Below are 21,010 nucleotides of genomic sequence, written 5' to 3'. Positions count from 1 at the left end.
TCACCGACCGGGGTGGTGGGCGCGAGGCGATGCCACCGGGTGCCCGCACCTCGCGACGACGCGGTGCGGTGGGCGTTACTGTGTCAGCGGAATCCGGCCGGCCGACGCACGGGGAGCGGACATGGAACTCGTCGCGCAGCGCATCGGGCGGCTCTGCGGCCAGGCGGGCGGCGGACAACTCCGGGAGTACGCCGAGCGGTTCGGCGCCGCCGACGTGCTGGACCGGATCGCCGACGCGATCGGGCAGGGACGGCTGGACCGGCAACTCGAAGCCGACCTGGACCGGCTCGACGTCGTGTTCGCCCGGCACGGCGTCGACGGGCTGACCACCGGCAGCCGGGGCTTCGAGACCTGGCGGGGCGGCGGCGGGCATCCCACGGTCACCGGCTGGACCTGCCCGAACCGACAGGCATGTGCCCGGGCGGAGCGGGCCGGTGACGGTGACCGGCCGACCTGCGCCCTGACCGGGCTGCCCTTCGTCGAGACCAGGGTCACGCTGTGACCGCGTTCCTCGCCGAGCTCGGCAAGCAGTTGGTGACCCGGTGGACCGCCACCCTGATGGTGCCGGGGGCGCTCTTCGCCGGGGCGGTGGTGCTGGCGCAGGTACTCGGGCACCGCCACGCGGTCGACCGTCGGGTCCTCGGCACCTGGCTGGGGACGGTCGGCGCCACCCCGACCAGCGGGCGCAACGCGACCCTGCTGATCGCCGCGGCCGGATTCCTGCTCGGCGCCGCCGCGGCCGGACTGCTGGCCGGGGCGGTGGGCCTGCTCGTCGAGTGGACCTGGGGACTGGCCGGCTCGGCGCCGGTGTTGCGCTGGCTGGCCGGGTCCCGGCAGCGGCGGTGGGCGACAGCGGACGCCGAGGTGGCGGAGGCGGAACGCGCGCTGCTGGCCGATCCGGCCGATCCGGCGGCCCGGGCCCGGGCCCGGCGGGCGATCGCCCGGCGGGACGCCATCGGCCTGGTGGCGGCGGAGCGGCCGACCTGGATCGGCGACCGGCTGCACGCGGCCGACGTCCGGGTACACCGCAGCTACGCGATCGACCTGACGACGGTGTGGCCACGCCTCTGGCTGGTGCTGCCCGAGGCGGTACGCGGCGAGGTGACGGCGGTGCAGGACCGCTGCGCCTCGGCGGCCCGGCTCGCCGGCTGGGGTGTGCTGTACGTGCTTCTCAGCGCCCTCTGGTGGCCGGCCCTGTTCGTCGGGGCGGTGGCCCTGCTCACCGCCCGGTACCGTGCCCGGCTCGCCGTCGGCGTCTACACCGACCTGGTCGAGGCCGCGGTGGACCTCTACGGACGGAAGCTCGCCACCCATCTGGGACTGTCCGGCCAGGGTCGACTCACCGCCGAGACCGGGGCGGAGATCAGCGCGATCGTCCGCAAGGACGACGTGGTACGCCAACTCCGCCCGATCACGCCCGCCGGCTCTGCTCCCCCGCTGCCACTGCCGCTGCTGCACGGCTGACGGCGTGCCGGCCGCACGCTACTCAAGCGCTCCGGCGCCCCTACGGTTACCGACGGCGCGGCCGAGGCGTCGCGACGGTCAGGGCCGCCAGGACGGGTTGTGCAGGATGGCCAGGTTCTGCCGGGCGGTGACCCCCAGCGCGTGATCGGCGCCGGCCAGCGCGTCGAGCACCGCCCAGTACCCGGTGATCGCCCGTTCCCGCTGGCCGGCGAGGGCGAGGGTGGCGGCCAGGTTGTTGCGCCGGCCGATCGTCTCCAGGTCGGTTGGCCCGCGCCGCCGCTCGGTGTGCCGGACGTTGCGCCCGTGCAGGTCGATGGCGAGCGCGTACTGGCCGGCCTGCTGGTAGCCGACCGCCAGGTTGTTCCGGAACACCAGGGTGAGTTCGCCGTCGACGCCGTGCAGGTGCTCGGTCACCGCCACCAGTTCGCGCAGCACGTCCAACCCGTCGTCCACCGCCCCGGCCGCGAGGTACGTCTGGCCGAGCGCGTTGCGGACCTTCAACGTGTCGTCGTCGGTCGGACCGAACGCCCGGGCGGCCTCGGCCGCCAGCGGCCCGAGCACGGCGACGGCCTCGGTGAACGCCCCGCCGAACCGATGGTTCTCGGCGACCGCCAGCCGGTAGGCCAGGGTGCTCCGGTCGGCCAGCGGCTCCCGGCCGAGGCTGGCCGCCCGCCAGACGTCGAGGGCCATCCGCACCGTACCGAGTTGGCCGTCGACCTGGCGCGGGGCGGGCGGCGGTGTCGCCGGCAACGGGGCGTCCGGCCCGGCCTCCCGGGTCACCCACCCGGCGAGCGCCGCCCGCAGGTCGGCCTGGCGGACGCCGTTGACGTGCAGCCGGGACAGCCCGCGGTCGGTCTGCAGGTGCAGCGTCGCGCCGTCGGCGTCCACCTCGGACAGCGACGTCGACAGTACGAAGGTCACGATGTCCGGTGACCGTACGTCGAGTCCGCGCAGGTCGGGCCAGCGGAACCCGAGGAAGCGGCGGAACCGTCCGCGTACCACGATGCCGGAGCGGTCGAGGACGACGGTGAGCTGTGCGCTCTGCCCGGTCCGGTCGGGATGCCCGCCGAGGTAGGTCACCCTGGGCAACGTCAGCGCCGGCATCCCGACATCCTCTCACCCCGACGCCGCCCACCGACCGGGCTGAACGACACCGGCCGCCCCGCCGCCGCGCCGTACCGGTTCCGCCGACGCCAGCAGACCGTGCCGACCGGTGAACTCGATCGCGGTGGCCGCGCCCAGCTCGGCGGTGACGGCGAACGCCGGATGGCCGAGCGCACCGAGTGCGCCGCCGTACGCGGCGACGAAGGCCGGCTCCGCCTGCGGTGCGGCACTGTTGCGCTGCGAAGCCCGGGGTGCCGCCAACGCCTGTGGCAGGGACATCCCGAGGTCGATCCGGTTGACCAGGATCTGCAGCACGGTGGTGATGATGGTGGCGCCGCCGGGGGTGCCGAGGGCCAGGAACGGGCGACCGTCGTCGAGCACGATCGTCGGCGACATCGAACTGCGTGGTCGCTTGCCCGGCCCGGGCAGGTTCGGGTCCGGCGCGGCGCCCGGGGTCTGGGCGAACGTGAAGTCGGTCAGCTCGTTGTTGAGCAGGAATCCGCGTCCGGGCACCACCATCGCGTTCCCACCGGTCTGCTCGATCGTCAGGGTGTACTCGACGACGTTGCCCCAGCGGTCGGCCACCGTCAGGTTCGTGGTGCTCCGCCCGGGGTTGGCCTCGGCACCGGCCGCCGCGGTCGCGCAGTCGCCGTACCGGCCGTCGGGGTCGCCGGGCGGTACGGGCTTCGGTGCGGCCCGGGCGGGGTCGAGCCGGCAGGCGCGCTCGGCGGCGTACCGGTCGTCGAGCAGTTCACCGAGGATCCGCCGGGAGGTGCCGTCGGCGACGTACCGGTTGCGGTCGGCGAAGGCCAGGGCGCTCGCCTCCAGGTAGTGGTGCAGCGCCTCGGTGACGGTCAGCTTCGACAGGTCGAACCGCTCCAGGATGTTCAGCGCCTCGCCGACCGCGACACCGCCGCTCGACGGCGTCGACATGCCGTACACCTGGTAGCCCCGGTAGTCCGACCGGGTCGGCGCGGGGAACCGCAGCTCGTAGCGGGCGAGGTCGGCCCGGGTCATCCCGCCGGCCTGGATCGGGAACTGCCACGGCACGGCCGGGTCGGTGGCGACCGGCGGGCGGCGCACCGCCGCGACCAGGTCCGCGCCGATCGGTCCGGTGTAGAAGACGTCGACACCGGATCGGGCGATCTGCCGGTAGGTGTCGGCCAGGTCCCGGTTGCGCAGCGTGGTGCCGACCGCCGGCGGCTGGCCACCGGGCAGGTAGAGCTTCCGGGTCGCGTCGAACTGGGCGAACGCCGCCGCGTTCTCCGCCACCTGCTGCCGAAACGTCGGGTCGACCGCGAACCCCCGCTCGGCGACCTCGACAGCCGGGGCGAGCGCCGCCGCCAGCGGCCGGCTGCCCCACCTGCGCAGTGCCTCCTGCCAGGTCATAAGCGTTCCGGGTACGCCGACCGACAGCCCGCTGACCCGGGCCTGCTGGAACGGGTACGCAGTGCCGGTGGCCGGGTCGACGAAGGAGTCCTCCCGGATCGAGGCGGGCGCCGACTCCCGGCCGTCGACGGTGTGCACCCGTCGGCTACCCGCGTCGTAGTAGACGAGGAAGCCGCCACCGCCGATGCCGGCCGAGAACGGTTCGGTCACCCCCAGCGTGGCGGCCGCGGCCACCGCCGCGTCGACCGCGTTGCCGCCGCGACGGAGTACCTCCAGGCCGACAGCGGTGGCGGTCGGGTCGACGGTGGACACGGCGCCCCCGTACCCGCGTGCGGTCGGCGTCTTCGGTGCCGCGCCGAGCTGGCCGGCGGCGCCCGGTGCGGCGCTGGCCGGCGGCGATGCGGCGACCAGGGCGACGGCCACGGCGACCGTCACCGCCATCCGGGATGTTGCCCTCTTGGTGAGCCTCATTGCCCCTCCACGGTCAGGTTGCGTCCTTGATATGCCGCCGGCGGCGGCACGGCAACCGGAGGCCCGGCATGGATCGGCTGCGGTTGCCGTCTTCGTGGTCCTCCGGCGTGTGTGCCCGCACTACCCGTACGGCATCCTAGGACGATAGGCTGTTCTGCATGAACACTAGGCGTCCACTACCACCGGCGCGGGCCGCGCCCGCACCGGTGGGCAAGCAGAACCGGGTGGTGAGTACTTTCGGCACCACGGGCAGCACCGTGGAGCACAATTTCTGGACCCAGCCGCCTTCGCCCTGGTCGACCGAGCGGCGGCAGCAGGTAACCGAAGACGATCGCGGGGTGGGCCGGCGGCAGGGCTGCCCCCGCTCCCCGGCTCCGGGTCAGGGCGTGCTCGGAAGCGGGCCGGGGGCCGGTCGAGCAAGCCGCCGGGTGGCCAGCTCGGCGAGGAACGCCGCGCCGTCAGCCAGCACGCTGTCGTCGTAGACGGCACGGGGCGAGTGGTTGCCGGGCGCCGTATCCGGGTCGTCGGTGGCGCAGGCACCGAGGAAGACGAAGGCTCCGGGCACCCGGCCGAGCACCCGGGAGAAGTCCTCCGAGCCGGTCATCGGGTGGCGCATGTCGACGAACCGCTCCGCGCCGAACAACTCCCGGACGGTCGACGCGGCGAACTCGTGCTCGTCGGGGTCGTTGGCCGTGACCGGATACTCCGATTCGTACCGCACCTCGGCGCGCAGGCCGTGCGCCGCCGCGATCTGCTCGCAGAGCTGGACGGCGTGCCGGCCCAGCTCGGCGTGCACGGCGGGGTCGAAGGCCCGTACCGTCGCCTCGAAGCTCGCCTCGTCCGGGATGACGTTGCGTCGGGTTCCGGCGTGGAAGGTGCCGACGGTGAGCACCACCGGTTCGAACGCGTCGAACCGGCGGGTGACCATCGTCTGTAGCGCGGTGACCATCTCGCAGGCCACCGGCACCGGGTCCAGGGTCACGTGCGGTCGGGAACCGTGCCCGCCCGCCCCGACGACGGTGACGAAGAGACCTGCCGAGCCGGCCATCAGCGGGCCGGGGCGGGAGGAGAAGACTCCCCGGTCCAGGATGGACGAGAGCACGTGCAGCCCGTACGCCGCCTCGACCGGGCTACCGGCGGCGGTCAGTACCCCCTCGTCGATCATGTGTCCGGCGCCGTTGTAGCCCTCCTCGCCGGGCTGGAACATGAAGACCACGTCGCCGGCGAGGTCGTCGCGGCGGGCGGCGAGCAGCCGGGCGGTCCCGACCAGGCCGGCGGTGTGCAGGTCGTGCCCGCAGGCGTGCATCACCCCGTCGTGCCGGGAGCGGTAGTCGACACCGCTGCTCTCGGTGATCGGCAGCGCGTCCATGTCGCCCCGGAGCAGCACCGCCGGTCCGGGCGCACCACCGCGCAGCACGGCGGTGACCGAGGAGAGTCCGGTGCCAATGCTGATCTCCAACGGCAGGGGTTCGAGCGCGGCCAGCACCCGTTCCTGGGTACGCGGCAGGTGCAGGCCCTCCTCCGGGATCTGGTGCAGCTCCCGGCGCAGCCCGGCCAGCTCGGCCTGGATCTCCGCCGCATCCTCGCGCAGGCTCATCCGTCTCTCCCCCGCCTGGTCGTACCGCCGTGGCCGCTGCCGCCGAGGTCTCGGACGCCTCCGTCGTGGCGGGTCCGCACCCGGACCTCGGGGATATCGAGATCCTACGGAGCCGACCCGGACGATCAAGTCTCATGATCATGCGCGGGCGCCGGACGTGACGAACGGCACGGGTTCCTGGTGGCCCTGGCCTTACCGGTGGCGCCCTCGTCGCAGTAACGGTCCATCATCCGGGCCAGTTCGTCCCGGCCGTCGGCCGGACCAAGACGGGCTGGTCGACCCGACAACCGGGCCGCCGGTGTGGCCGGCCGACGAGACACCGGTGGTCCGACGGCGAGCCAACGGTGCGGCCGGCCGGCGAGACAGCGGTGGTCCGACGGCCGGGTGCCCCGATGCACCGGCCGGCGGGCGGCGGAACCGGCGGGCGGGTGACCGGCAGCCGTCCGCCGGGCGGAGCCCGGATGGCCGGGGGTTGTCCACCGGCGGCTCGGCTGGCGTGACCCGCGACCGGTCGTTATGGTGCCGTCGGCGCGCCTACCCGGCGCTCCCCAAGTCTAGGAAAGGCGCGGCATGACCCCTCTTCCCGGCCCCTCGCGACGCCAGGTGCTCGCCGTCGCCGCGGCCGCCGCGGCGGCACCGCTCGTCGGGGCCGCACCGGCGCAGGCGCATCGGCAGACCAGGCCGAAGACCTACGACCTGACCGTACTCGGCACCTCGGACACCCACGGCAACGTCTACAACTGGGACTACTACCGGGACGCCGAATACGACGACAGCGCGCACAACGACGTCGGCGTGGCGAAGCTGGCGAGCCTGGTCAAGCAGATCCGGGCCGAGCGGCGTGGCAGGGCCACGCTGGTGCTCGACGCCGGTGACACCATCCAGGGCACGTCGCTGGCGACCTACTACGCCAAGCAGGAGCCGATCACCGAAACGGGCGAGACGCACCCGATGGCCCGGGCGATGAACATCCTCGACTACGACGCGGTGACGCTCGGCAACCACGAGTTCAACTACGGGCTGCCGCTGCTGGACAAGTGGATCAAGCAGCTCGGCTTCCCGGCCCTGGCCGCGAACGCGGTCAACGAGCGCACCGGCAAGCCGGCGTTCACCCCGTACCTCATCAAGAAGGTGTCGCTCGGGCCCGGGGCGCCAACGCTGCGGGTCGGCATCCTCGGCCTGACCAACCCCGGCAGCGCGATCTGGGACCGGGGGCACGTCGAGGGCAGGCTCCGCTTCGAGGACATGGTCGCGACCGCCGCGAAGTGGGTACCGGTGATGCGCCAGCGCGGCGCCGACATCGTGCTGGTCTCCGCGCACGGCGGCGACAGCGGTACCTCCAGCTACGGGCCGGAACTGCCGAACGAGAACCCGTGCGCGATGATCGCCGAGCAGGTGCCCGGGATCGACGCCATCCTGTTCGGGCACGCCCACGCCGAGGTGGTCGAGCGGTTCGTCACCAACACCCGGACCGGGGAACGGGTGCTGATGTCGGAGCCGTCGAAGTGGGGCCAGCGGTTGACCCGGATGGACTTCACCCTGGAGCGGGACCGCAACCGCTGGCGGATCACCGGCAAGCGGGCCACGATGCTGAACAGCAACACCGTGCCCGAGGACCCGAAGGTGCTCGCGGCGGTACGCCGGCAACACGGCAAGACGGTCGCGTACGTCAACCAGGTGGTCGCCACCTCGGCGGTCGAGCTGTCGGCGGCGGAGTCCCGCTACAAGGACACCCCGATCCTCGACTACATCAACCGGGTGCAGACCGACACGGTCAGCACCGCGCTGGCCGGCGGCGAGTACGCCGACCTACCGGTGCTGTCGATCGCCGCGCCGTTCAGCCGGACAGCGGTCTTCCCGGCCGGGGACGTACGCATCAAGGACGTCGCCGGGCTCTACATCTACGACAACACCCTGGAGGCCGTACTGGTCAGCGGCGCCGAGCTGCGCGCCTACCTGGAGTACTCGGCGAAGTACTTCCGCACGCTCTCCCCAGGCGCGCCGGTCGACCCGGCGCAGCTCAACGACCCGAGCGTGCCGGACTACAACTACGACACCATCTCCGGAGTCGACTACGACATCGACATCAGCAGCCCGGTGGGCCAGCGGATCACCAGGCTGACCCATCCGGCCGGTGGGGCGGCGGTCGCCGACACCGACCAGTTCGTGATCGCGGTGAACAACTACCGGCGCAGCGGGGGCGGCAACTTCCCCGGCATCGTGAAGCCGCAGATCTACAACGAGCAGCAGGAGATCCGCCAACTGCTGATCGACTGGGCGCAGGCCAAGGGCAGCATCGACCCGGCCGACTTCTTCCAGCCGAACTGGCGGCTGGTCCGCGAGGGCGTACCGGTCTTCTGAGCCGGGCCGTCCGGTGATCCGGTGCGGCTCGCCGCCCCTGTCGGGGCGTGGCGGGTCGGCCGGCGACGGCGGCGGGTGTTTCGGACAGGCGCCCGGCTGGGACATCCTGGCCGGGCGCCGCGCTTTCCGGCCTGCCCCGACCGCCGGACCCGGCCGGTGCGGGCCGGGTGCGGGCCGGAGCGTGTTTAGCGGCTCGCGCGGTGGGGAGACAGCGTCTCCGGACGGGGACCCACCCGCCGGACGATCCGCCGTTGCGGCGGTACCGGTCCGCCGGGGTCGTACCGGACGAGGAGGAGTCGAGGTGGCCAACGCACGACGAGCAGGCCCGATCCGATCCACCGTCACCCAGGGGAGACGGCCGGCGGACGGTCGAGGCGGCAGCAAGCGCACCCCCACCAGGCCCGCCGCGGCCCGCAAGGCCACCGGCGCGAAGAAGGCCCCGGCGAAGAGCAGCGCGAGGGCGAAGAAGGTAGCCACCGCCACCCGACGGGCCACCGGGGCGACCGCCGCGAAGACCCCGGAGAAGCGGGCGGTCTCTGCGGCGAAGGCGGCGAAGAAGGCCGCCCCGGCCACGCGGACCGCACCGTCGAAGCGGGTACCGGCGAAGAAGGCGACCGCGAAGAAGGCGACCGCGAAGAAAGCGACCACGAAGCCGGCGAAGAAGGCCACCGCGAAGCCGGCGAAGAAAGCCACCGCGAAGAAAGCCACCGCGAAGAAGGCTACGGCGGGGAAGGCCACCCCGAGGAAAGCCGCCGCGAAGAGGGCCACAGCGGCGGGCGCCCGCAGGAGTACGGCGAAGACGACGACGGCCCGGAGGGCGACCCGGTCGCGGTAGCCGTCGATCGGGGCGCCCGGTAGCCAGGTCCGGCACCCGGGGACCCGGGGCATCGATGTAGGTTCTTGTCGTGCGAGGTTGTCGTGGTGGAAGATATCGCCGTGACACGACTGCCGCGCCGCACCCTCCTGGCCACCCCGCTGGTCCTCGGCTCGCTGCTCACGACGACACCGGTCGCCCGCGCCGCCGGCCCGGCAGACCTCGCCGAGCCACCCGTCGGCTATGTCGACGTCTCGGCGGCCACCCTGTGGGTGGAGCCCGGTCGACAGCGTCCCGTCGACCTGCCCTCCATCACGAACCCGGTGGACCTGCGGGCCTGGACGGCGGGGATGACCCTCGCCGAGCGGCGCTGGCTCATCGGCGACCTGGAGACCCAGGCGACCTACGGTCAGCGGGTGCTGGTCCTGGAGGAATCCGACGACTGGGTGAAGGTGGTCGTACCCGGTCAGCCCACCCCCCGGCACGAGCTCGGCTACCCCGGCTGGCTGCCGACGGCGCAGTTGACCGAACCGACGGTCTTCCCGCGCCTCGCCGGTCGTCCGTTCGCATTGGTGCAGACCCCCACGACCTGGCTCTACGACGACCCGCGCCGGACCCGCCGGGCGATGGAGTTGAGTTACAACACCCGGCTACCGGTGCTGGCCCGGCTCGACCGGGCGGTGCTGGTGGCCACTCCGAGCGACGGCACGAAGTGGCTGGCCGCCTCGGACGTCTCGGTGTACGCCTCGTCCGCCGACATCCCCCGGCCGACCGGCCCGGACCTGGTGGCGGCCAGCCGGATGTTCCTCGGCCTGCCGTACCTGTGGGCGGGTACCACCGGATTCGCCTTCGACTGTTCCGGGCTCACCCACTCCGTGTACGCCGCGCACGGCATCACCATCCCCCGGGACGCCCAGGACCAGGCCAACGCCGGCACTCCGGTCGCCAGGGACCGGCTCGCCCCCGGCGACCTCGTCTTCTTCGCCCGCAACAACGGCACCGGACGGGTGCACCACGTCGGCATGTACGCCGGTGACGGCTACCTGGTCGACGCGCCGACGAACACCGACACCGAGGAGAGCGGCGTCGAGTACGTCAAGCTCGACGAGCACCGGTACGCCCACGAGTACGCCGGAGCGCGCAGGTATCTGTAGCCGGGTCGGGCCGCGCCCCTCGGCGCCCCGGGTGGCCTCCGCCGCCAACGCTCCGGCGGGGCCCCGCCTCAGTACCGGGTGCTGTCCTGGAGCAGCGGCGGATAGCCGGCCGAGGAGACGCCGTCGACGGTGGCACCGCCGAACTGCAGCATCGCGCCGGTCTGCCGGTTGAGGTCGTACGGGTAGTTCAGCTTCGGCGCCGACGCCTCGTCGAGTACCGCGATCTGCTGCTCGCTGAGCCGGACGTCCAGTGCGGCCAGGTTGGCCTCGAGGTGCGCCACGCGGCGTGGTCCGAGGATCGGTGCGGTGACCGTGGGGCGGGCGCGCAGCCAGGCGAGGGCCACCGCGGCCTCGCTCGCCTCGACCTCGGCGGCGACGGCGGTCAGCGCGTCGATGACGACGTACTGGGCCTCGGTGGGGCCGCCGGTGATCTGGCCACGCCGGGTGTCGGCCACCTCGGCGAGGCCGCGACGGTACTTGCCGGTGAGGAATCCACCGGCCAGCGGGCTCCACGGGGTCAGCCCCATCCCGGCGTCGCGGGCCAGCGGGACCAGTTCACCCTCGACGGTACGGGCCAGCAGCGAGTACTCGACCTGGAGGGCGATGACCGGCGTCCAGGAGCGCAGCAGTGCCATGGTGTGCGCCTGCGCCGTGTACCAGCCGGGAGTGTTGGAGAAGCCGACATAGCGGATCTTGCCGGCGGTGACCAACGTGTCGAGGGTCCGCATGGTCTCCTCGACCGGGGTGTGCGCGTCCCAGTTGTGCAGCCAGTACAGGTCGAGGTAGTCGGTCTTCATCCGCCGCAGCGTCTGCTCCAGCTGGGCGACGATCGCCTTGCGGCCGGCGCCGCCGCCGTTCGGGTCGCCCGGGTACATGTTGCCGAAGAACTTGCTGGCCAGTACGACCCGGTCGCGCAGGCCCGGTCGGGCCGCGAAGAAGTCGCCGAGGATCGCCTCGGAGTGGCCGTTGGTGTAGAAGTTGGCGGTGTCGACGAAGTTGCCACCGCGGTCGAGGTACGCCTGCAGGATCCTCTCGGACTCCTCGACCGAGCTGCCCCAGCCGCCCTCCTCGCCGAAGTTCATCGCGCCGAGGGCGAAGGGGCTGACCCGCAGCCCGGAGCGGCCGAGGGTGAGGTAGGAATCGAGCGACATGTCTGGGCTCCCAAGCGTCCTGTCGGAGATGTGGACCATTCCACTACAGCAGCCCGACCTGCCCGGCAGATAGAACTATCCTCCCTACCTCTTGCCTGATCCTGCCTGCGACCGCCGGATCGGGCAGGGCGGGTTCGACCGGCGCGGGGTGGGCGCCGGCGGGCCGCGCTAGCCGGACAGGTCCCGGGCGGCGGTGCGGCCGAGGGCGGCGCCGAGCCGGTCGAGGTGCTCGGCGACCGGGCCGGCGGTGAGCATGCCGCTGCCGGCCCCGGCCAGCTCGTGCACCGCCGGTGCGAGTGCGGCGTGGGCACGCTCCAGCATCGCCCGGTCGTCCAGCATGATCGCCGCCTGGCCGGTGAGGCACCAGAGCGCCTCGACGAGCAGGTCGTGCGGCGGATCCGGGGTCCGGCGCAGCGCCACGGCGGCATCGTTCGGACGGTCCCGAGCCAACAGGACGAGTGGTCGGGCCCAGGGCGCGTACGGGCCCCAGTCGGTGTGCTCGGCGGCGGACGCCGGTCGGCCGTGCCAGACCCGCAGGCAGAGCAGGGCCAGCGGCAGCAGTCCCCGCTCGACCCCGGGCATGCCGGCGCCGGCGAGCTGTGCCGCCGCGGCCCGGTACCCGGCCTCGGCCTCCTGCGCCGGCGCCCCGGTCGCGGCCAGCCGCATCGCCCGGTACCACCGGGTGAAGACGGCCGCCAGCGGCCGTTCGTGCCGCTCGGCGACCCGGTCCACCTCGGCCGCGTGCGCGTCCGCCGCGGCGAAGTCCCCGAGCGCACTGCGGGCCTGGAGCCGGATCAGGTGGCCGAGCACCTCGAAGGTCGGCAGGTCGTGCCGGGTGGCGAGCGCGACCAGTTCCGCGCCGACCTCGTCGCGCTGCGGGGCGAGCCCCGCGCGTCGGAAGCTCTGCATGAACACCCCGTTGAGCGCGAAGGCCAGCAGAGCCGGGTCGGCCAACTGCCGGGCTGTCCGCTCCGCCTCCCGGGCCGCCTCGGGCCCGCGTGCCGCCCGGGTGCCGCGGGACTCCACCGCGATCGTGGCGAGCAGGCGGGCCCGGGTGGCGGCGGACGCGTCCGGGTGCAGGGCGGCCAGAGCCCGTTCGGCCGCCGCGACGATCCGGGCCGCCTGCGCCGGGTCGTCGGAACGGGTCCAGATCGCCGGTACGTCGTAGCCGCCGATCACCCGCGCGGTGAGTTCGGGGTCACCGAGCTGCTCGGCGGCGGCGATGGCCGCGAAACGCTGTTCCCGGGCGGCTTCGAGTCCGCCTCCGCCGGCCACCGCGAGACTTCGCAGCAGGCCGACCGTGGACTCCAGCCGGGCCCGGGCGCCGGACGCCACCGCCCGGTCGTAGGCCGCGGTGGCCTCCGCCCAGACCCGGTCGGCCGCCCACGGTGCGGGGCCGGCTTCCGGGTCGGTCTGCCGGAGGATGTCGGTCTCCAGCCGGCGCAGCCGGGGACCCGGGTCGACGCCGAGCTGGTCGAGGAGGAGACGGCGGGCCCGGCGCAGCACGGCCAGCGCATCCCCCTGCCGGTCCGTGCGGTAGAGGGCCAGGGCCAGCAGCCGCCACGCCTCCTCCCGCCATGGATGCTCGGCCACGTGGGCGTCGAGATCCGCCACCACCTCGGCGGCCCGGCCGAGCGCCAGCAGCGCCTCGGCCCGCGACTCGACCGCGTGCAGCCGTAGCTCTTCGAGCCGGCCGCGCTCCGGGCGGGCCCACGACTCGTCGTCGAAGCCGGCGTACGCGGGCCCTCGCCACCAGCCGAGCGCCCGGTCGAGGCGGTCGAGGGCCGGTTGAGGTGGTCCGGCGGAGCCGGCGCCGACGGCCTCCTCGAACCGCCAGGCGTCGACCGTCTCCGGCCCGGTCCGGAGGGCGTACCCCGGTCCCTCGGTGACCAGCAGCCGGGCCGGCTCGCGCGGTGGCCGGTGCGGCTCCAGCGCGCGCCGCAGCGCCGCCACGAACGTCCGGACCGCGCTCACCGCACCCGGCGGAGGCTCCGGCCACAGGGCGTCGACGAGCCGGCCGACCGGGACGACCCGACCGCGCGCGACGACGAGCCGGGCCAGCACGGCGCGGTGTTTCGGCCCTTTCACGTCGATCGGCGCTCCGGAGGCGTCCCAGACGACGACCGGCCCGAGCACCCCGAAGCTGACCTGCACCGATTCACCCTTCCGCGCCGAGGCGACCAACGTATCGCGCTCATCGGTTGCTCATCGGCGATCGGCACGCTGGACGGGCCCAGCCGGGCAGGACCGACCAGGAGAGGACAACACCATGGCTGCTGCCATTTCCGGCTTCGACTACCGTCGGGTCAGGGTCGACGACGACGTGACGCTGTCGGTGGCGGTGGGCGGTGCGGGCAGCCCGATCGTGCTGCTGCACGGCTTTCCGCAGACTCACCTGATGTGGCGGCACGTCGCCGCCGACCTGGCCGCCGAGCACACCGTGATCTGCCCGGACCTGCGCGGCTACGGGGCGAGCGACAAGCCCGCCGTCCGCGACGACGGGACGTACGCCAAGCGGACCATGGCCGCCGACGTCGTCACCCTGGCCCGGGAACTCGGCCACCCGCGCTTCGCGCTCGCCGGCCACGACCGGGGCGCCCTGGTCGCCGTCCGCGCCGGCCTCGACCACCCGGACGCGATCTCGCACCTCGCCGCGCTCGACGTGCTGCCGACCCTCGACATGTGGGACGTCCTGCACGGCGCCCGCGCCGCCGTCGCCTTCCACCTCTACCTGATGGCCCAGCCGCCGGGCCTGCCGGAGCAGATGATCTCGGCCAGTCCGGATGCCTTCTTCGGCTACTTCCTGGACGGTTGGGCCCGGGACCCGCGGGCGATCCCGCCGGAGGTGCGGGCGGAGTATCTCCGGGCGTCCCGCGAGGCGGTGCCGTCCATCGTCGCCGACTACCGCGCCTCGGCCGGGATCGACGTCACGCACGACGAGGCGGACCGGGCCGCCGGCCGCCGGCTGGCCATGCCGGTCACGGTCGTCCAGCAGGACTGGGGGGCGGCGCTCGGCTACGACGCCGCCGCGCTGTGGCGGGCCTGGGCCCCGGACCTGGTGCACCGGACCACCTCGGCCGGGCACTTCATGGCCGAGGAGGCGCCGGAGGAGATCGGCAGGGTACTCCGCGCGCTCGTCGCCCGCTGACGCACCGACCGGCGGTGCGGTGTCCCGTCGGGTGCGGGGCGCCCGGTCGGGTACTCGGCCCCGGCCGCAGATGCGCGATCGGGATGGCGATGGTGGTGCTGCCGGGCGTGACGGTCAGTGCGCTGGTCGTGGCGAGCCCGGTCAGCGGAGTCCACCACGAAGACGCGTACCTGGCCGTTGCCGCTGCCGGGGACCTGGGCCGGCACCTGGTAGGTAACCGTCCCGGGGGTTGCCCTCCTGGACCGTCCGCTCACCCAGGTCGACCCGGGGCAGCGACACCGGCTGCGGCCGGCTGAGCGACCGGCCCGGTCGACTGGGCAAAGGGAGATCAGCCCGGCTGGCGGACGGCGGTGGCGAGAAACCGGTGCGCCGCGTCGTCGTAGCTGCTGAGCTGCCATCCGGCGCGCCGGGCCGACCGGCGGAGCGGGTCTTCGGCGAGCGGTTCGTCGGGGCGCAGGGTCCGGCCGTGCCGCGCGGCCAGCGCGGCGCGGCCGGACGGATGGAAGAGCACCAGGCGACCGCCGGGGCGGGTGACCCGGGCCAGCTCGCCGAGCCCGGCCACCGGGTCGGGCAGATGGGTGAGCAGCCCGGCGGCGAAGATCACGTCGGCGGTCGCGTCCCCGAGCGGAAGGTGCCGGGCGTCGCCGATCAGCAGGGCGGCGGTCGCGTCCCGGCCGCGCGTCGCGGCCGCGGTCACCATCTGCGGGGTGAGGTCGAGTCCGATCACGGTCCCGGCGGGCCCGACCGCGCGCCGGAGCGCGGACAGCGCGCGACCGGTGCCGCAGCCGACGTCCACCGCCACTCCCCCGGCCGGCAGTCGTGCCTCCGCGACGGCGGCGGCGTAGGCGGGCAGGTCGTCGCCGAACTTGGCGTCCCAGGTGGCGGCGCGGACGCCGAAGAAGGCACGGGCCTCACCGACGTACCAGCGATGCACGGGAGCGAGCCGGTCGGAGAGTTGCCGGATCACCGGCCAGGTCGGATCGCGCAGGTCGACGACGATGTCGCCGCTTTCCCCGTCGGCGGCGGGCCCGCCCGGCTGGGCGGGCCGGGTGCGCAGCCGGACGACCACGTCCCAGCGCCCGGTGGGTGGGCGGGCCTGCCAGCGAGACCCGTCGGCCAGCGCGACGGTCTCCGGGCTCCGGCCGGCCCACCAGGTGTCCTCGTCGGCCAGCGGCGTCGTGTCGGTGAGCCGGGCGCAGGGGCGGCCGGCGGCGGAGAGCGTGTCGGCGAGGCGGTCGGCGACGACGCCCGCGAGCGGACCGCCGTCGACCAGCACGGTGGCCGCACCAGTCGGAAGGGCGGCGGCAAGATGGCCGAGGACCTCGGCCCACCGGCGGGCCTGCTCACCGGTCAGGGTGGGCCATGCCGGTACGGGACGCACGTCGCCAGCCATCGCTCCATCATGCAGGTGCTGGGGGCATCCCGCTACCCACTGCGGCAGATGCAAACCGCCCAACCACTTTCACATTGCAGATGCGGATCGGTAACCTGGCCGGGTGACGATGTTCCGGATCGGTGAGGCCGCAGAACTGCTCGGCGTCAGCGTCGACACGGTACGCCGCTGGATCGACGCCGGACGCCTGCCCGCCCTGCGCGACGACTACGGGCACCGGCTGATCGACGGGGCGACGCTCGCCGGATTCGTCCAGGCGCAGGGAGGCGAGCCGGAGGAGCGCACCGAGGAGTCGTCGGCGCGCAACCGGCTGCGGGGCATCGTCACCGCCGTGGTCAAGGACACCGTGATGGCCCAGGTGGACATCCAGGCGGGGCCGTTCCGGCTGGTGTCGCTGATGAGCCGGGAAGCCGTCGAGGACCTCGGCCTGCAGGTCGGCTCGGTGGCGGTCGCGGTGATCAAGTCAACCACGGTCGTGGTGGAGAAGCCCGCGACGACCGCCGGCAGCCGAGGGAGGACCAGTCCGTGAGAGCAGCGCCATCCCGGACCGCCCTGGCCGCGTTCACCACGTTGGCGGTGCTGGGGCTCTCCGGGTGCGGCAACGGCGACGACGCCGCAAGCCCGGCGCCGGACGGCAGCGGCACCCGGATCACCGGAAACGTCACCGTCTTCGCGGCGGCGTCGCTGACCGAGTCGTTCACCCGGCTCGGCCGGGACTTCGAGGCCGCCAACCCGGGCGTGCGGGTCACCTTCAGCTTCGCCGGCAGCTCCGCGTTGGCCAACCAGATCAACCAGGGCGCCCCGGCGGACGTGTTCGCCGCCGCCGCGCCGGCCAACATGAAGACCGTCACCGACGCCGGTAACGACGACGGCACCCCGAGCACCTTCGCGCGGAATCAACTCGTGATCGCCGTGCCGAAGGGCAACCCCGGCGCGGTGAGCAGGCTGGCCGACCTGACCAGGCCCGGCGCCAAGGTGGCACTCTGCGCCGAGCAGGTGCCGTGCGGAGCGGCGGCCAAGAAGGCTCTGACCGCCGCCGGGGTGACGCTCACGCCGGTCACCCTGGAGCAGGACGTGAAGGCGGCGCTGTCGAAGGTGCGGCTCGGCGAGGTCGACGCGGCGCTGGTCTACCGGACCGACGCCAGGGCCGCCGCAGGCGATGTCGACGGAATCGAGTTCCCCGAGTCGGCCGGGGCGGTCAACGACTATCCGATCGTGGTGCTGAAGGACGCGCCCAACAAGGCGGCCGGGCAGGCGTTCGTCGGCTACGTGCTCTCCGACGCCGGCCGGGGCGTACTCACCGCCGCCGGATTCCAGGCGCCGTAGCCGGTGTCCCTCCTCGACGACGTACCCGCGGCGACCCCGTCCGGAAGGAGCCGATCGCCCCGGCGACGACGGCGTACCGGCCAGGTGCCGGCCGCGCTGCTCATCCCCGCCACGCTGGGCCTGCTCTTCCTGGTGCTGCCCCTGATCGGCCTGCTGGTACGCGCACCATGGAGCACGCTGCCGCACCGGCTCACCGAGCCGGGAGTACTCGCCGCGCTCCGGCTGTCCCTACAGACCGCCACCCTCGCCACCCTGCTCTGCCTGCTGTTCGGCGTACCACTGGCCTGGCTGCTCGCCCGGGTCGAGTTCCCCGGCCGCCGGGTCGTACGCGCGCTGGTCACCGTCCCGCTGGTCCTGCCGCCGGTGGTCGGCGGCGTCGCCCTGCTGCTCGTCTTCGGTCGCCGGGGGCTCCTCGGCGGCTGGCTCGACAGCACCTTCGGAATCACTCTGCCGTTCAGTACCGCCGGGGTGGTCCTGGCCGAGGCGTTCGTCGCGATGCCGTTCCTGATCATCGCCGTCGAGGGGGCGCTGCGCGGCGCCGACACCCGCTACGAGGAGGCGGCGGCCACCCTCGGCGCCGGCCGGTGGACCACCTTCATCCACGTCACGCTGCCGCTCGTGGCGCCGGGCATCGCCGCCGGGGCGGTACTGTGCTGGGCGCGGGCGCTCGGCGAGTTCGGCGCCACCATCACCTTCGCCGGCAACTTCCCCGGCCGCACCCAGACCATGCCGCTCGCCGTCTACCTGGCCCTGGAGACCGACCTGGAGGCGGCGATCGTGCTGAGTCTGCTGCTGCTCGCCGTCTCGGTGGCCATTCTGGCCAGCCTGCGGGACCGCTGGATCACCAGCCCGTGACCGCCGTCTCCGTGACCCGGGCCGGTGCCGAGGCCGGCGCGCCGCTGCTCGACGCGCACCTGGTCGCCGACCGGGGCGCCTTCCGGCTCGACCTCCCGCTGCGGATCAGCGCCGGCGAGGTCGTCGCGCTGCTCGGCCCGAACGGTGCCGGCAAGACCACCGCGCTCCGGACGCTCGCCGGCCTGCTGCCGCTCACCGGCGGACGCATCACCCTCGCCGGCCGGGACCTCGACCGGCCCGACCGGAATCGCTGGACCCCGCCCGAACGGCGGCCGATCGGCGTGGTCTTCCAGGACTACCTGCTCTTTCCGCACCTCACCGCGCTCGACAATGTCGCCTTCGGGCCACGCCGGCACGGCGCCGACCGCCGGCAGGCGCGGCTGCGCGCCGCCGAGTGGCTCGACCGGATGGGTCTGGCCGGACAGGCCCGGCGGAAACCACGGCAGCTCTCCGGTGGGCAGGCCCAGCGGGTCGCCCTGGCCCGCGCCCTCGCCGTCGACCCCGCACTCCTGCTCCTGGACGAGCCACTCGCCGCACTCGACGCCCGGACCCGGCTCGACACCCGTACCGAACTGCAACGCCACCTCGCCGCGCATCCCGGCGCCACCCTGCTGGTCACGCACGACCCGCTCGACGCCCTCGTCCTGGCCGACCGCTTGGTGATCGTCGAGAACGGCCGGGTCGTCCAGGAGGGTGACGCCGCCACCATCACCGCGCAACCCCGCACCGACTACGTCGCCCGACTCGTCGGGCTCAACCTCTATCGCGGCCGGGCCGACGGGGACGCGGTACGGATCAGCGACGACTTCTCCCTCACCACCACCGACCACCCGCACGGAGAGGTCTTCGTCGCGTTCCCGCCCTCCGCCGTCGCCCTCTACCCCGGCCGCCCCGACGGCAGCCCCCGCAACATCTGGCCGGCCACCATCTCGGCGATCCAACGCCACGGTGACAACCTGCGGATCCAGCTCACCGGCCCGATCCAGGTCGCCGCCGACATCACCCCGGCGGCCGCCACCCAGCTCCGGCTGACCCCGGGGCAGCCGCTCTGGGCCGCGGTCAAGGCGACCGAGACCCGGGTCTACCCGGCGGTGACCGGCGGGCGACAGCAGCCGGACCGGTAGTCGCCGGCAGCGGACCATCGGTCGCCGGCAGCGGGTTCCGCTCCGGCCGGCGGCGTAGGTACGGGCGGCTCGGCGGCGCGCCCGGGCCCGGCGGCGGTCGGCAGGGTCCCGGGGCGTCACCGGCTTCGCCGGTCGGAGCGGCGAGGGCGGTACGGCCGGGCCGGGTCGCCCCGACCCGGGCCGCACCGCCCGCAGGCTCAGCTCGCGGTGCAGGACAGCGTCGGCGCGCTGTTGGTGCCGGTCCACGACCCGAGGAAGCCGAAGGTCGTGCTCGCCCCGGCGGCGAGGCTGCCGTTGTAGCTCACGTTGCGGGCGGTCACGCTCGACCCGCTGCTGGTCACGGTCGCGTTCCAGGCCTGCGAGACGCGCTGGCCGTTGGCGAAGGTCCAGGTCACCGTCCAACCGCTGACGGCCGAACTACCGGCGGTCACCCGTACGTCGCCCTGAAAGCCACCGGTCCACTGGCCGGCCACGGCGTACGTGGCGGTGCAGCCACCACTCCCGCCCGGCGGGGTGCCGGTGGGGGTCACCGGCGGCCCGGTCGTGGGGGTGACCGGCGGAGTGGTCGGGCCCGGTGTCACGCTGTCGTAGACGGTGGCCTGCCGGGCGGTCGCCCTGATGCCGTCGGCGCCGTTGAAGATCCGCTCGCCCCAGCTGGTGAGCTGGTTCGGGTCGAAGTTGGTGGCCATGTCGAGGATCGGGTCGGTGTTGCCGCTCCACGACCAGCCGAGATAGCCCAGGCCGCGGGCGTTCGCCTCGGACAGGATCGTCTCGTGGTCCACCTCGCCGGAGTTGAACCGCCAGCCGAACTCGCCGATGACCAGCGGCCAGCCGTTGGACTGGAAGCGGTCGAGGTAGTCGGTGATGCTGGCGGCGGTGTTGAAGACGGCGTACATGTGGATCGACAGCACGGTGTTGCGCTGGCTGTCGGCGTCCAGGATCGTCTGGGCGTTGTCCCGCATGACGTACTGCCAGTCCTGGCCCCAGTTGGGTCCGTCAACCATCAGCAGGTGCTGGAAGCCGTTGGCGCGCATCTTGGCGATGGCCGCGGTGGTGGCGGCGGTCCACTGCCCGGCGTCGGTGTTGCCGATCGGTTCGTTGCCGATGTTGATGACGACGTGGTTCTCCTGACCGACCAGTGCGCTCTTCTGGCTGATCCAGTAGTCGACCGCCTCGTCGAGCGAGGCGGCCGCCGCCTCCTCGCCGTAGCCGGTGGTGTCGTGCACCTCCAGGACGCAGATCAGCCGGTTCTGCTTGCACAGCGAGATCACGGCGCCGACGTCGGTGGAGGGGCCCCACCGCTTGCCACTGCCGAGTACGACGCGCACGGTGTTGGCACCGAGCGCCTTGATGTTGGCGAACGAGCTGGTCTGGTTGGTGTACCAGACGTGCGGATGGTTGACGCCGCGCATGACGAACGTCTGGCCGTTCGCCTCGACGATGTTCCGGCCGCTGACGTGCAGGCCTACGGCGGCGTCCGCCGGTCCCACGGAGATCAGGACGGAACTGGCGACCGCGAGCAGCACGGCGCCGAAGGCAGCGAGTCGTCTCTTCATGACCTACCTCAGGCTGAGGGCCCCGGTACCGGGGCAGGACGGGCTGGCCACCGGCGTGGGCCCCCGACGATCGCTGCCCTGCTCTCGGGGGTGGGATGGGCAC

At 73.6% G+C, this 21,010-nt stretch carries 17 protein-coding genes; 10 read left to right on the top strand and 7 right to left on the bottom strand.

The window, feature by feature from the left end; genetic code table 11:
- Positions 1-121: 121 nt before the first annotated feature.
- Positions 122-502 (top strand): hypothetical protein, encoded by a 381-nt coding sequence (locus R6Y94_RS17905; RefSeq protein WP_318397008.1) that lies wholly within the window; start codon positions 122-124, stop codon positions 500-502.
- Entirely contained in the window at positions 499-1,464 is a 966-nt protein-coding gene (locus R6Y94_RS17900) for a hypothetical protein (protein ID WP_318397007.1), read from the top strand. Before R6Y94_RS17905 ends, R6Y94_RS17900 begins: the two co-directional genes overlap by 4 nt.
- Positions 1,465-1,542: 78 nt before the next feature.
- Here R6Y94_RS17900 and R6Y94_RS17895 read toward each other — a convergent pair whose 3' ends face one another.
- The 3 genes from R6Y94_RS17895 to R6Y94_RS17885 all read right to left on the bottom strand — a co-directional run bounded on the left by R6Y94_RS17895 (position 1,543) and on the right by R6Y94_RS17885 (position 6,025).
- Positions 1,543-2,568: a tetratricopeptide repeat protein gene (locus R6Y94_RS17895; RefSeq protein WP_318397006.1), complete on the bottom strand. Its 1,026-nt coding sequence runs from the start codon at positions 2,566-2,568 to the stop codon at positions 1,543-1,545.
- Positions 2,569-2,580: 12 nt separating this feature from the next.
- Complete coding sequence (gene ggt / locus R6Y94_RS17890) at positions 2,581-4,428, bottom strand: gamma-glutamyltransferase (RefSeq protein WP_318397005.1); 1,848 nt, start codon at positions 4,426-4,428, stop codon at positions 2,581-2,583.
- A 379-nt stretch (positions 4,429-4,807) separates the two neighbouring features.
- Entirely contained in the window at positions 4,808-6,025 is a 1,218-nt protein-coding gene (locus R6Y94_RS17885) for a M20 family metallopeptidase (RefSeq protein WP_318397004.1), read from the bottom strand.
- Between the two features lie 570 nt (positions 6,026-6,595).
- On the opposite strand from R6Y94_RS17885, the gene R6Y94_RS17880 reads away from it, so the two are divergent.
- The 3 genes from R6Y94_RS17880 (at position 6,596) to R6Y94_RS17870 (ending at position 10,354) form a co-directional block, all read left to right on the top strand.
- On the top strand, positions 6,596-8,386 hold the full coding sequence (locus R6Y94_RS17880; protein WP_318397003.1) for a bifunctional metallophosphatase/5'-nucleotidase: 1,791 nt from the start codon (positions 6,596-6,598) through the stop codon (positions 8,384-8,386).
- Between the two features lie 301 nt (positions 8,387-8,687).
- The gene (locus tag R6Y94_RS17875) at positions 8,688-9,221 is read left to right on the top strand and encodes a hypothetical protein (RefSeq protein ID WP_318397002.1); all 534 of its coding nucleotides are present in this window, start codon (positions 8,688-8,690) and stop codon (positions 9,219-9,221) included.
- A gap of 101 nt (positions 9,222-9,322) precedes the next feature.
- Positions 9,323-10,354 (top strand): C40 family peptidase, encoded by a 1,032-nt coding sequence (locus R6Y94_RS17870; RefSeq protein ID WP_318397001.1) that lies wholly within the window; start codon positions 9,323-9,325, stop codon positions 10,352-10,354.
- A gap of 68 nt (positions 10,355-10,422) precedes the next feature.
- On the opposite strand, the gene R6Y94_RS17865 is transcribed toward R6Y94_RS17870, so the two are convergent.
- Together R6Y94_RS17865 and R6Y94_RS17860 are read right to left on the bottom strand one after the other, a co-directional pair.
- Entirely contained in the window at positions 10,423-11,505 is a 1,083-nt protein-coding gene (locus R6Y94_RS17865) for an aldo/keto reductase (protein WP_318397000.1), read from the bottom strand.
- Positions 11,506-11,673: 168 nt separating this feature from the next.
- Positions 11,674-13,659: a BTAD domain-containing putative transcriptional regulator gene (locus R6Y94_RS17860; RefSeq protein WP_318396999.1), complete on the bottom strand. Its 1,986-nt coding sequence runs from the start codon at positions 13,657-13,659 to the stop codon at positions 11,674-11,676.
- Positions 13,660-13,774: 115 nt separating this feature from the next.
- Here R6Y94_RS17860 and R6Y94_RS17855 point away from each other — a divergent pair, with 115 nt between their 5' ends.
- Positions 13,775-14,653 carry an alpha/beta hydrolase gene (locus R6Y94_RS17855; RefSeq protein ID WP_318396998.1) on the top strand — a complete coding sequence of 293 codons (879 nt, stop codon included), beginning with the start codon at positions 13,775-13,777 and terminating at the stop codon, positions 14,651-14,653.
- 328 nt (positions 14,654-14,981) lie between these two features.
- Here the strand turns inward: R6Y94_RS17855 and R6Y94_RS17850 are convergent, their stop codons facing one another.
- Positions 14,982-16,046, bottom strand: a complete 1,065-nt coding sequence (locus R6Y94_RS17850; RefSeq protein WP_318396997.1) for a class I SAM-dependent methyltransferase — start codon at positions 16,044-16,046, stop codon at positions 14,982-14,984.
- A gap of 103 nt (positions 16,047-16,149) precedes the next feature.
- Between R6Y94_RS17850 and R6Y94_RS17845 the strand changes: the two genes are divergently transcribed.
- The 4 genes from R6Y94_RS17845 to R6Y94_RS17830 all read left to right on the top strand — a co-directional run bounded on the left by R6Y94_RS17845 (position 16,150) and on the right by R6Y94_RS17830 (position 19,351).
- Entirely contained in the window at positions 16,150-16,575 is a 426-nt protein-coding gene (locus R6Y94_RS17845; protein WP_318396996.1) for a TOBE domain-containing protein, read from the top strand.
- On the top strand, positions 16,572-17,372 hold the full coding sequence (gene modA, locus R6Y94_RS17840; RefSeq protein ID WP_318396995.1) for a molybdate ABC transporter substrate-binding protein: 801 nt from the start codon (positions 16,572-16,574) through the stop codon (positions 17,370-17,372). Before R6Y94_RS17845 ends, modA begins: the two co-directional genes overlap by 4 nt.
- A gap of 84 nt (positions 17,373-17,456) precedes the next feature.
- Positions 17,457-18,227, top strand: a complete 771-nt coding sequence (locus R6Y94_RS17835) for an ABC transporter permease (protein ID WP_318397234.1) — start codon at positions 17,457-17,459, stop codon at positions 18,225-18,227.
- A complete protein-coding gene (locus R6Y94_RS17830) occupies positions 18,224-19,351 on the top strand; it encodes an ABC transporter ATP-binding protein (protein ID WP_318396994.1) in 1,128 nt (375 codons plus the stop codon). Before R6Y94_RS17835 ends, R6Y94_RS17830 begins: the two co-directional genes overlap by 4 nt.
- Before the next feature lie 197 nt (positions 19,352-19,548).
- Here the strand turns inward: R6Y94_RS17830 and R6Y94_RS17825 are convergent, their stop codons facing one another.
- On the bottom strand, positions 19,549-20,907 hold the full coding sequence (locus R6Y94_RS17825) for a cellulase family glycosylhydrolase (RefSeq protein ID WP_318396993.1): 1,359 nt from the start codon (positions 20,905-20,907) through the stop codon (positions 19,549-19,551).
- Positions 20,908-21,010: the final 103 nt, after the last annotated feature.

This window comes from Plantactinospora sp. KLBMP9567 (genome assembly GCF_033446045.1).
Lineage (GTDB): Bacteria > Actinomycetota > Actinomycetes > Mycobacteriales > Micromonosporaceae > Plantactinospora.
This window is presented reverse-complemented; position numbering and strand designations above follow the sequence as displayed.

Coding starts and splice junctions, on each gene's coding strand:
- R6Y94_RS17905 (WP_318397008.1), top strand. CDS start 122: ATGGAACTCGTCGCGCAGCGCATCGGGCGGCTCTGCGGCCAGGCGGGC.
- R6Y94_RS17895 (WP_318397006.1), bottom strand. CDS start 2,568: ATGCCGGCGCTGACGTTGCCCAGGGTGACCTACCTCGGCGGGCATCCC.
- ggt (WP_318397005.1), bottom strand. CDS start 4,428: ATGAGGCTCACCAAGAGGGCAACATCCCGGATGGCGGTGACGGTCGCC.
- R6Y94_RS17885 (WP_318397004.1), bottom strand. CDS start 6,025: ATGAGCCTGCGCGAGGATGCGGCGGAGATCCAGGCCGAGCTGGCCGGG.
- R6Y94_RS17880 (WP_318397003.1), top strand. CDS start 6,596: ATGACCCCTCTTCCCGGCCCCTCGCGACGCCAGGTGCTCGCCGTCGCC.
- R6Y94_RS17865 (WP_318397000.1), bottom strand. CDS start 11,505: ATGTCGCTCGATTCCTACCTCACCCTCGGCCGCTCCGGGCTGCGGGTC.
- R6Y94_RS17855 (WP_318396998.1), top strand. CDS start 13,775: ATGGCTGCTGCCATTTCCGGCTTCGACTACCGTCGGGTCAGGGTCGAC.
- R6Y94_RS17850 (WP_318396997.1), bottom strand. CDS start 16,046: ATGGCTGGCGACGTGCGTCCCGTACCGGCATGGCCCACCCTGACCGGT.
- R6Y94_RS17825 (WP_318396993.1), bottom strand. CDS start 20,907: ATGAAGAGACGACTCGCTGCCTTCGGCGCCGTGCTGCTCGCGGTCGCC.